The organism is Bifidobacterium sp. POST2/T3 (B1) (assembly GCF_058197115.1).
Genome location: NZ_JBVPQK010000075.1, coordinates 1 through 10,787, shown reverse-complemented (window position 1 = coordinate 10,787; position 10,787 = coordinate 1). Strand labels below are relative to the sequence as shown.

The 10,787-nt window shown below is 62.6% G+C and carries 7 protein-coding genes; 6 read left to right on the top strand and 1 reads right to left on the bottom strand.

Features of this window, described 5'->3' with window-relative positions; all coding sequences use genetic code 11:
- The first annotated feature begins 746 nt into the window (after window positions 1-746).
- The 6 genes from dcd (at window position 747) to rlmB (ending at window position 10,019) form a co-directional block, all read left to right on the top strand.
- On the top strand, window positions 747-1,328 hold the full coding sequence (gene dcd, locus AC0AP0_RS05265) for a dCTP deaminase (protein ID WP_015022650.1): 582 nt from the start codon (window positions 747-749) through the stop codon (window positions 1,326-1,328).
- A 248-nt stretch (window positions 1,329-1,576) separates the two neighbouring features.
- Window positions 1,577-5,635: a fibronectin type III domain-containing protein gene (locus AC0AP0_RS05260; protein ID WP_490429610.1), complete on the top strand. Its 4,059-nt coding sequence runs from the start codon at window positions 1,577-1,579 to the stop codon at window positions 5,633-5,635.
- A complete protein-coding gene (locus AC0AP0_RS05255) occupies window positions 5,625-7,073 on the top strand; it encodes an MFS transporter (RefSeq protein WP_490429609.1) in 1,449 nt (482 codons plus the stop codon). Before AC0AP0_RS05260 ends, AC0AP0_RS05255 begins: the two co-directional genes overlap by 11 nt.
- A complete protein-coding gene (locus tag AC0AP0_RS05250) occupies window positions 7,070-8,119 on the top strand; it encodes a LacI family DNA-binding transcriptional regulator (RefSeq protein ID WP_490429611.1) in 1,050 nt (349 codons plus the stop codon). Before AC0AP0_RS05255 ends, AC0AP0_RS05250 begins: the two co-directional genes overlap by 4 nt.
- A gap of 50 nt (window positions 8,120-8,169) precedes the next feature.
- The gene (locus AC0AP0_RS05245; RefSeq protein WP_490429608.1) at window positions 8,170-8,934 is read left to right on the top strand and encodes a carboxymuconolactone decarboxylase family protein; all 765 of its coding nucleotides are present in this window, start codon (window positions 8,170-8,172) and stop codon (window positions 8,932-8,934) included.
- A gap of 92 nt (window positions 8,935-9,026) precedes the next feature.
- Window positions 9,027-10,019, top strand: coding sequence for a 23S rRNA (guanosine(2251)-2'-O)-methyltransferase RlmB (gene rlmB, locus AC0AP0_RS05240; protein ID WP_046323552.1), 993 nt, complete (start codon window positions 9,027-9,029; stop codon window positions 10,017-10,019).
- A 102-nt stretch (window positions 10,020-10,121) separates the two neighbouring features.
- Here the strand turns inward: rlmB and AC0AP0_RS05235 are convergent.
- A partial coding sequence (locus AC0AP0_RS05235; RefSeq protein ID WP_490429607.1) for a DUF4032 domain-containing protein occupies window positions 10,122-10,787 on the bottom strand: 666 nt, incomplete at its 5' end.

Below are 10,787 nucleotides of genomic sequence, written 5' to 3'. Positions count from 1 at the left end.
GCTCGAACCGGGGAGGGAGCGGAGTTCGGACTGCTTTCGGCAAAGTGATAGTCCCCCTCTTCCCTCAGCCGCCGAAGGCAAGAAGAACGCCGCCCCTCCCCACGGTGAAGAACCCCCGTCATAGCCATAACTGACGGGGGTTCTTCCATATCTTCAACCGCTGCCTTTAATTTTGTGCCTATAGTTCGAGCCGCGCATCGGAGCACAGCCTATACAGATGCCAGAGAAGAAGAACCTGAATCTTGAGAATGCGACTGTGCAAAACTGACGATTCCGTCTTTGAGATTCGTCTACCTTGAGTTTCGAATCCAGGAGAGGCAGAAGTCAAAAGAGCAGATGACCGGCACAGCCAAGCACTAGACAACTCTTGGATTTGCAAACGCCCTACCGTCCTGTATAAGACTCAACGAACTCAATCGAGTCATTGGCCATGCGGTTTCACGTGAAACGTCGGTGCACTGATACTTCCCCCAAAATGAAGAGAACCCGGCGGTGCGTGAACACCGCCGGGCGAGAGAGAAGAAAGGGAAATCAGTTGTCGGGCGGAGGTCAACCGCCCATCGGTTTTTGAGCCGACATCTATAGTAAAGAACAGCTACCTTATGGTGACGATAGCGTTATCTGAAAATTCTCTGTGAATACAGCCAGATCAGAAAGCGGGTATAGGGCCGGTTAGACTGGATTCAGAATGGTTTCCCGCCAGAGGAGAGACCCTCAACCGACGAACCTGAAGGAGATACCTCGGCATGCTGCTCAGCGACCATGACATCCTGGATGCCCACCAGGCAGGACACCTGAATCTGGACCCCTGGACGCCCGCCATGGTCCAGCCCTCCAGCGTGGACGTACGCCTGGACCGCTACTTCCGAGTCTTCAACAACCATCAGTACACCTATGTTGATCCGGCGGAGGACCAGGGCGCGCTGACCGAGCAGTTCGAGGTCCCCAAGGACGAACCCTGGATCCTGCACCCCGGCGAGTTCGTTCTGGGATCCACCTGGGAGTATGTCAAGTTGGACTCCACCTTGGCCGCTCGCCTGGAGGGCAAGAGCTCCCTGGGCCGTCTGGGCATTCTGACCCACTCCACCGCCGGATTCGTCGATCCCGGCTTTGAAGGGCATATCACCCTGGAGCTGTCCAACGTGAGCACCCTTCCGGTCAAGCTCTGGCCCGGCATGAAGATTGGCCAGATGTGCTTCTTCCAGCTCTCCTCGCCCGCCCAGTACCCTTACGGCTCCAAGCACAATGGGTCCCATTACCAGGGCCAGCGCGGGCCAACCCCTTCCCGCTCCTACATCAACTTCTACAAGGCCGACGTCTCGGACTGATCAGCCTCAGGCCTGGCCCATAAGGCCTGGCATCTGCATGCTTGTGCCTGTATATTCACCGACCTTCCCAGAACGCTCAGGCCAGAAGCCTGCCTTCAACCGCCATGTTTGAAGCAAGCCTTGCCCCCACTACCCGGGTCCGGATTGGCAATAAATGGCAATGCCTTAATTCGATGTACTCTGCCTGTTGACCGGCCATAATGACCGGTCGGGAACTGACACAGCAGCAGGCAGCGAGGCGAAGCGGCGTGAAACTCAATCTCAACGGCATCTGGGACTTCCACCCCGACGACGGAGACCGGGGATATCCCGTCATGGTGCCCACCTGGTGGGACAGCTTGCCAGAGACCACCGGCTATCCGGCCTCCTGGAGCCGAGACCTCCGCCATGGCGTCTACCTCAGGGAATTCTTCCTAGACACCCTTGACCCGAATGAGGATATAATCCTGCATCTGGATGCCCTAGCCACCTTGGGCAAGGTGTCAATCAACGCAATACCGGTGGGGCCGTCATCCACCAGGGGCTATCTGATGACGCTGCTCCCCTATGACCTGGATGTCACGAGGGCGGTTCATGCCGGACGCAACCAGATAAGAATCGAAATCTGGAGCGTCAAATCCCTTCCCACCGATGCCCTGACTTCTACAGAGGGCCCTGACCGGCTGCTCTTCCCCTTTGGCACAGAGAATCTCGTCGGGCGGTTAGGGTTGGGCGGCGACGTCTGGCTCAGCAGCAAGCCCAAGATCCGCATCGAAGATCTGCAGATCATCCCCGATCTGGGCGGCGATGCCGACCCTTCCAACGACCTGCTGGAGCTCAATGCAACGCTGATCAACACCAGCGAGCGCCCATGCGATCTGCGATTCAGGGCCGAGGTCCGACCCTGGAAATCTTCGATGCCCAAGGGCCGGACCGTGCTGGCCTTCAACCCGGTATCCTGCTCTCTGGATCCCTGCTCCTCCAAGATCATCCGCCTGCAGATGGCCTGGCCGAACGCACACTACTGGTCCCGGACCGACCCCTTCCTGTATGTCATGCAGGCTGTTCTCGACATCGACGGCCATGTAGTCGACCGTGCCCAAGAGCGATTTGGCTTCCGGCAATTCCAGCGCCAGGGAGATCGGTACCTGCTCAACGGCACCCCCATCCGGTTGCGCGGCGACTCCCTCTGCCTACTCAACCAAGGCAGCCGCGACCTAATCAACGAGGCCGGCGATGCCTATGGGCTGATCCTTGAGGACAACCAATCCGGTCAGGACATGACCAAGGCCTGGGTGGATGCCTATCGACATGCCAACTTCAATATTCTGCGCAACCACATCCGCTCAGTCCCCTCGCAAGCCCTGGCCGACCGAGCCGACGAGACCGGCATGCTCCTTGAGGAGGAGACGGCTTTCTGGAATCCAGGCTCTCCAGCCAATGTTCAACTGAATCCGCCATTCCACATGAGCTACGGACCTGAAGCCATCGGGCACTATGTCGAGTGGACACAGCGGTGGGTGCGGGCCTACCGGAACCACCCCAGCATCGTCCTCTGGTCCACCACCAACGAGGCATGGAATCCAAAGGATGGCGACCTGCTCATCCCAGCCCTGCAAGCAGCCGTCCATAAGCAGGACGGTACCAGGCCAGTGGTCAATGACGGCTTCAATGCCCCCATTACCGATGAGGATTCCCGCCACTATTACGGTGGGTATCCCTCGGGTATGACCTCGGCTCCAGACATCTATGCCCTCTACGACATCGATTCACCGCTGCCCTTGGCCGCCGGCGAGGAATTCTCGGTCTCCACCGCGGGAATCCCCCGCTACGATGAGCAGGGGCAGATTGCCGACATCTACCATGGCCGGCTCAACGGCGATCCGGACACCATCTCCCGGGCGGACTTCGGCCGGGAGGTCGGACGGGTGACCAGGGGCATACGGACCACACGAGTGGTCGACTGGAAGCCCTTCTGCATTTCCGCCTTCATCTACGACAACATCGAGGCCTGCCTGGAACCGGACCGGCGCAGAATCCGCAGGGGGCTCAACCCTAAGAGGCTGTTGCGCCCCCAGTTCAATCCCTGGCGCGGCAAGGACGAACCCTGGCAAGAGGGGCCGGCCTTTGGATATATAGCCGCCTCCTTCGCAGATGTCGCCGCCTACGACAGAGAATTCGACCGTGAACCGCGCCTGGGGCAGCCCCACAGGATCTACCCGCGCGCAATGACCAGCCGACGCACCATCATTGTCCACAATGACGAAGAGCGTCGGGGAACCGACCTTGAGCTGGTCTGGCAAGTGGCCTGGCAACGTGGCCCAGGGGGCAGACGGATAGTCGTCGACCGAGGACGCCGACGGGTGCAGGTCCCATATGCCTCCTGGCGGACCGTACCCGTGACCATCACCGTGCCCAAGGATCAGGCCAGCCAGGGGGCCCGACTCCTTCTGGTCCTGTGCGTGCGCAAGCAGGGGCGACAGGTCTTCCGGGAGGAGAACTTCCTGGGATGGATCGACCATGCCGCTCCGCCTCGGCTGGGGACCGCACGCCCCCGCATCGACCTGGGCCGGGTGGAATGGGTATCACGAGAGGTCAAGCACTGCATCCATCTGCGTCAGGAGGGCGGCGCAATGAGCGAGCGCTGGAGCGCCCAAGTCCTGGAGGATGCTGAGGGCGCTTTCAGCTTGGAAAGCATGAACGGGAACCTGCGCCACGAGCAGGATATCTACTACACTGTCAATCCCTCCGGCCTGGAGCCCGGGCATCTCTACCGGGCCCGCGTGCGCTTCCAAGGGGCGCTGCAGGAGACTGCCACGGTGACGGTCACCTTCACCGCCGGGCGGCGGCCTCCCCGACAGGCCCGGGCCAATCTTGCCGCAGGGGCCCGAGTCCAAGTCTCCTCCCAGGCTGATCTGCCGGGATGGACAAGGGCTGCCCTGGTCGACGGCCGTCTCGGAGCCGCTTACGACCGATTCGGCTGGTCCAGCAACGTCAGCAACCGGAACCACCGGGAGTGGATTCTCCTGGAGATGCGACAGGCTGCCACCCTGTCCCAGGTGGTCCTAGCACCCCGGGGCCGCAATCCGTCCGGAGATGCCAACCAACCCAGCCAGCGATCAGGCACCGATTCCTTCGGCGTGATGGAGTACGCAACCAGCAGCAGATCGACTGACCCCAACCAGGGTCAGGGCTTTCCGCTGGACTTCTCCATCAACCTTTCATCGGACGGCCACAGCTGGACTCGGGTCTGTAGCCGCAACAACTATCCACTGCCGGCGGACGGTCGCCCGCAGGCCTTCGATTTCGCCCCAATGAGCGATATCAGGTTCATCGAAATCGAGGCAACCCGGTTGCGCGCCAACCCTTATCAGGGAGGACGGTACGCCCTGCAGCTGAGCCAGATCATGGCCTTCGCCCGCCATCGTCTGCCAGCCATACCCGCAGCTCCCAAGAGCATCGACGCCCAGCCTCACGGACACCGTCTGCGCCTGGCTTGGCAGTACGGACCAATCCGACACCAGGCCGACGCGCCCCACACCGCCCAGGTCCTTTTGCGTGACCAAAAAGGCAGGTCCATGACCTTCCACCTGGACCGGCCTCAAGGACGGGCCTACCTGGAGGGAATCCCCTTCGGCTCCTGGCGGATGATCCTGCAGGAGTGCAACTCCACGGGCATCGGCGAACCTGCAGACCCGCTTGAACTGCATATAGGCCCTCAGAAAGCCGGAAGGATTGATCCGGCGCTGCCCAGGCCCAGCGACCCCCAGGTCAGCGTTGATTTGGCGGACATGACCGTACATGTGACTGTTGACCAGGTCCCTCAGGGGTTTCCAGGGTGCGAACTGACCTTGAAACCGACCGACGACCATGGGCCTGAGCCGACCGTCTGGCTGCCCGCCGGCCGACAGACCCACAGTTTCCGGCAGGTTCCGCCAGGCATCTACCGGGTCATGGCAGCCTTCACCACCGAGGATGGCCGGGTCTCGCCCCCCTCTTCCCAAGGCGATCCCTTGATTCTGGGACATGCGCCCGGACGCCCGGCCAAACCCGGGCTGACCTCTTCCGGTAAAACCATGCAGGCATCCTGGTCGCCCCCGAACGATGGAGGCATCCCTCTACAGGCCTATCTGGTCACCATGCGCGAAATGGGCAGTGAGCAGAATACAAGACTGCGGTTGGCCGCGAAACAGACCACCTTGACCCTCGATGATCTGGAGCCCGGCAAATACACGGTCAGCGTCAGCGCCATCAATGCGGCAGGAGCCGGACCTGAATCCCCCGTCTCCCTTCCCTGTCTCATCGCCGAGGGCGACCATGAACGCTGAGTCCCTGCCCAGGTCCGCCATTCTGGGCTATGGACTGGGCGATGCCGCCAACAACGTCGGCTGGCAGATGACCAACCTCTTTCTGACCACCTATTACCTCTACCTGGGCATGGACCCTATGCTGGTGGCCGACATCTTCCTGGGAGCCCACCTCTTCCAGGCCCTGGTCTACATGGTCGCCGGAAGAATCACCGACGGACGCGCCAAAGACCAGGAGGGCGGTCTGCGGCGGCTGGTGGTCGTCTTCGGCCTGCCGATGATGATCTCCGTCACCCTGATGTACACCATTCCGGCGGGCGCCCCCATGCCGGTGCGCATCGGCTGGGCCATCGCCACCTACCTGCTTTATCAGCTCCTTGGAGCCCTGGGCGGCGTGCCCTACGGAGCCCTGCTGGGAGCCATGACCCGGGACCCCGACGACCGCCAGCGCCTGGCGGCCTCCCGCACCTTCGGCGGAGCGGCGGCAGGGGTCGTCCTGACCTTTACCCTGGCTCCGCGGGTCAACGACATGGACCCCTCCCGACTCTTTCTTCCGGTGGTCGCCGCCTGCTGTCTGCTGGGCTCCCTGGGTTATCTGATCATGGCCCGGACGACCAGGGAGCGCTACCTGCCTCCGGCAGTCCCTCGCACCTCCCTGAAAGAGGATCTGCGGCTCCTGGCCGGCAATCGCCCCCTGCTGGTGGTCTGTCTGGCCACCTTGTTCATGACCAATCCTGTGGCCTCGCTGGCTCCCATCGTCGCTAAAGAGGTTCTGACCGTCGGCAACCCTGGGCAGACCGGACGAATCACCTTCGCCCTGACGTTGGTCGGCGTCCTTGCCGGGGTTGTTGTAGCCCCCTGCTCGCCCTGGCTGGTGCAGCATCTAGGTAAACGGGGCACCTGGACCTTGGGCGGGCTGATGGTCATCGGATCCTCGCTGGCCTTCATCCTGGTCCGGTCCGCCTGGCCTGCCGTCGCCTGCATAGCCTTGAACGGCATCGGAGTGCAGGTCATCACCCCCTGCATCTGGGCCATGCAGGCGGATTCGGTGCAGTACGAGCAGTGGCGAACCGGCAACGGGAACACTGCCGGAGCCTCCATGGCCGCCCTCAGCATCACCCGCCAGGTCGGAGCGGCCATCAATGGATGGGCGGGGCCGGCCATCCTGTCTTTCCTGGGTTACAGGCCGGGCATGAATGTTGCCCAGAATCCGGCCCTGGGCGTCAACATGCGACTGGCTGTAGGCCTGGTACCGGCTGCCATGTTCACCATCTCGGTCCTGCTCATCCGCTGCTATCCACTGACCGAGGAGGTCTTCGGACGCATCAGCGCCGATCTGCAGGCAGGCCGCCTACAATGCCAGTGCAGCCATATCAGGCAAGGAACGGAGCATCAGGCTTGTCCAGAAGATCCCCGGAGCCCGCACAGGGGCGGGAAGGGCACCGACGCGTGCGCATGATCGACGTGGCCGCAAGGGCCGGAGTGTCCCCGTCCACGGTCTCCCGTGCGCTCAACAATCCCAGTCGGCTGAATTCGCAGACTGCCAGCCAGATCCGCTCCCTGGCCCGATCCATGGGATACCCCCTGCCTGATCATCCTCCCAGCAAGGATGCGACCGGGCCGGTCATGATAACCTTTCTGGTCCAGGACACCTCCAACGGCATTTCCTCCCAGATCCTTGCCGGCGCTCAGGAAGCTCTTCCTCAGCAAGGTGCAGTCGGCATCATCGAAGCCGGAGCCGAGTTGGGGCATACGGAAGACCTGCTGGGACAACTGGTCGGGCACACCCGTGGAATTATTCTGGCCACTGATCAGGTCCGGGCGCCAACGGCCCGGCGCCTGGGACGCCGCCTGCCTCTTGTAATTCTCAACCGCCCCATGGAGGGCCTTCCCTCCGTCCTGCCCGATGCCTCCACCGGCCTGGCCCAAGCCTTGGAACTGATACGGCGGCAGGGACGACGTTCTGTGGTCTACATAGCCAGCCGGGTGGGGGCCTGGTCCGACCGTTCCCGCTGGGAGAGCGTGCAAGCACTCAGTCGGGCTATGGGGCTGGAATGCCGGCGAATGGGTCCAGTGGATCCTACTGTCCAAGGCGGTAGGCAGGCCGTCTCCGCTTTGGAGCAGAAACCTCCCGATGCTGTGGTCGCTTACAATGACCTGATTGCCGCTGGAGTCATTCTGGGACTGCAATCCAAAGGGATCACCGTGCCTGGTAGGGTCGGCGTCATCGGATTCGACAACACCATGGTCGCCCCTGTCGTCAAGCCGGCTGTCGCTACGATTCGGATCCCCCGCAGAGCCATAGGACATGCTGCAGCGGATATTCTGCTGGGTCGGAAGCCCGAGACCGGGCAGTCCCGCCAACAGTCCGCCCTGATCTCCCGGCTGCGCAAGGCCGGCATCCCACCTGTCACCGAGGACCCTGGAGCCCTGGCCCTGCCTACCTCGCTGATCATCCGGGATAGTCTGGGCACCTTGACTTCGAGCACACTCGAAGAGGTATAGCTGAATCTGCCGGAATGACCCGGCCAAGAGGATGGCAAGGAGACTGACTCATGGTAATCAAACAGACGGCGGGCCACGACCGGCTCGGTCGGTTCGCACCACAATTCGCCCACCTCAACGACGATGTGCTCTTCGGCCAGGTCTGGTCCCGCGAGGACGAACTTTCGGCTCGGGACCGCAGCATGATCACCTGCGCAGGTCTGATGAGCATGGGACTCTTCCCCCAGTTGAAGAGCCATATGGCCATGGCCAAGGGCAATGGCGTCACCCGCACTGAAATGGTGGCACTGATCACCCACCTGGCCTTCTATGCAGGCTGGCCCAAGGCATGGTCTGCCTTCGACCTGGCCAAGGAAATCTACGGTGAGGGCGAACACGACGACGAGAGCCAGAAAACCCCTGCAACAGCAACTGGAACCGAGCCGGATTCAGGGCCCTATCCCTTGGGAGACTCGGCTGACGGACCCAACTTCACCGGTCATGTCTGGTTGCACCGACTGACTGATCCGGACGCAGAATGCTCCGCCAGCAATGTGACCTTCGAACCCGGGTGCGTCAACCGTTGGCACACCCACCCGCACGGCCAGCTGCTGATCGTCACCGCCGGGCAGGGGTGGGAGCAGGAGGAAGGCCATCAGCCCCGCAGGCTGGAGCCCGGTGACGTGGTCTTCTGCCCGGCAGGCATCAGACACTGGCATGGGGCCTCGGCCCGGTCATCCATGGCCCACATCGCCGTTACCCCGGCCTCAAGCGGACAGTCTCCGGTCGAGTGGATGGAGTTCCCAGATCCTGACCAGCTGGCCGCCCTGGGATGACTCACACGGCCTGGTTACAGCGTGTCTTCACCCTGCAAATATTGAGGCCGACAGACAGCTGAACAGTTCCCGCCTGCCTTTACACTGAAGACATGGCTAACAAGAAAGGCCCGACCAAGGGTTCGGGCGGCAAGCACCGCAACAAACTGCGCGGCCGGGGACCTACCCCCAAGGCTGAGGATCGCGTCTACCACAAGGCCTACAAGGCTCGACAGGCGGCCCAGCGCAGGCAGGCGGCCGATCCACGTCTGGCAGCCCGCCGCCGGGCCGACCGATTCACCTCCGATTCCGATGATCTGGTCATCGGCCGCAATGCAGTCCTGGAAGCCCTGCGTGTAGGAGTCCCGGCCAGCCAGCTCTATCTGGCCGCCCGGATGGAACACGACGACAGGACCAGAGAAATCGTACGGCTGGCCGGACAGGAGGGACTCAACCTGCTGGAAGCCGACCGTCTGGAGATGAACCGCATCGCCAGGTCCAGCAACCACCAGGGCGTGGTCCTCAAGGTGCAGCCCTACCAGTACGCCTCCCTGCAGAGCCTGGTCGACAGGGCCGAGAAGCACGCAGCCGCCCTGGAAGGAGCCGATCAGGCGACCAAGGTTGCCGCCCGTCCGCTGTTCATCGCCCTGGACGGGGTCACCGACCCGCAGAATCTCGGGGCCGTGATCCGTTCAGCAGCGGCCTTCGGGGCCTCGGGGGTGGTCTTGCCCGAGCGACGCAGCGCCTCGGTCACAGCTGCGGCCTGGAAGGTCTCCGCAGGAGCCGCCGCCCATCTGCCAGTGGCCCGCGTGGTCAATCTGACCAAGGCCATCCAAGGACTCAAGGAGCGCGGCTACTACGCGGTTGGCCTGGACGGCGCAGGCACCACCACAGTAGGCGAGACAGGCTTCGAGACCGATCCGCTGGTGGTGGTCCTGGGCTCCGAGGGCAAGGGGCTGAGCCGCCTGGTTCGCGAGAACTGCGATGCCCTGGCCTCCATCCCCATTTCCAGCTCGGTGGAATCCCTGAACGCCTCGGTTGCAGCCGGCATCAGCCTCTACGCCGTAGCCATGGCACGCCGACGGTCCGCCAGCCAAGCGAAATAGCCCCGGGCAGGCACCGGCAATCTGAAGACGGACAGGCCAAGCGGCAACAGCTTGCGCGCAGTAGCCAGCATGCAGCAGACCCTTGCCGCACAGATCAAATAATCAGCTGGAAGCCCAGACTGCATCGTCCTGATCGTCCTGGTCGGCAGCCGCATCCAGGCTGCCGGGTGCGTAGACCGATCTCAGCGAGCGTCGGCCGCCATTCGCGTCCTCAAATGCCGGCTGTGACGACACCTTCTCGACAGCCCGGTCACGGTCCGTCTGGATGCCTGCTCGGGTCTGGCCTCCAGCATTGGTTTGGTCAGGCACCTCACTGTCAGCTGCGTCTTGGCCTTCCACTTCACGGCCATTTGCATCCTTGTCGGTCCGATCGCGGCCGGCTTGCTCACCTTGACCGGCCTGGGCATGACCGCCCTGCCAATTCATCTCGTCGTCTACCACCCCGGCATCGGCCTCTTCGTTGATGGTCTTCATGTCCTCGGAATCCAGCCGATACTCGGGCAGGGACTCGCTGATGTAGCTCTGCACGGCCTCGGCCATGGGCACATCGTGTCCGGCCTTCTCGGCCATCAGCCAGCGGTGGGTCAGCACCTCATGGAAGAACTGGGCAGGTTCGATCTGCGAGCGGTACTCCGGCGGGATCATGCGCACAGTAGGCTCGAAGACCTCGCGCATCCAGTCGGTGGCCACGATCTCCAAGTCCTCGCCCTGACGCCAGGTGGAGGCACGATAGGCATCCAAATCGTTGAGCAGCCGCCGGGCCTGGTT

Excerpts from the sequence above, each read along its gene's own strand:
- dcd (WP_015022650.1), top strand. The coding sequence starts at position 747 with ATGCTGCTCAGCGACCATGACATCCTGGATGCCCACCAGGCAGGACAC.
- AC0AP0_RS05255 (WP_490429609.1), top strand. The coding sequence starts at position 5,625 with ATGAACGCTGAGTCCCTGCCCAGGTCCGCCATTCTGGGCTATGGACTG.
- AC0AP0_RS05250 (WP_490429611.1), top strand. The coding sequence starts at position 7,070 with ATGATCGACGTGGCCGCAAGGGCCGGAGTGTCCCCGTCCACGGTCTCC.
- AC0AP0_RS05245 (WP_490429608.1), top strand. The coding sequence starts at position 8,170 with ATGGTAATCAAACAGACGGCGGGCCACGACCGGCTCGGTCGGTTCGCA.
- rlmB (WP_046323552.1), top strand. The coding sequence starts at position 9,027 with ATGGCTAACAAGAAAGGCCCGACCAAGGGTTCGGGCGGCAAGCACCGC.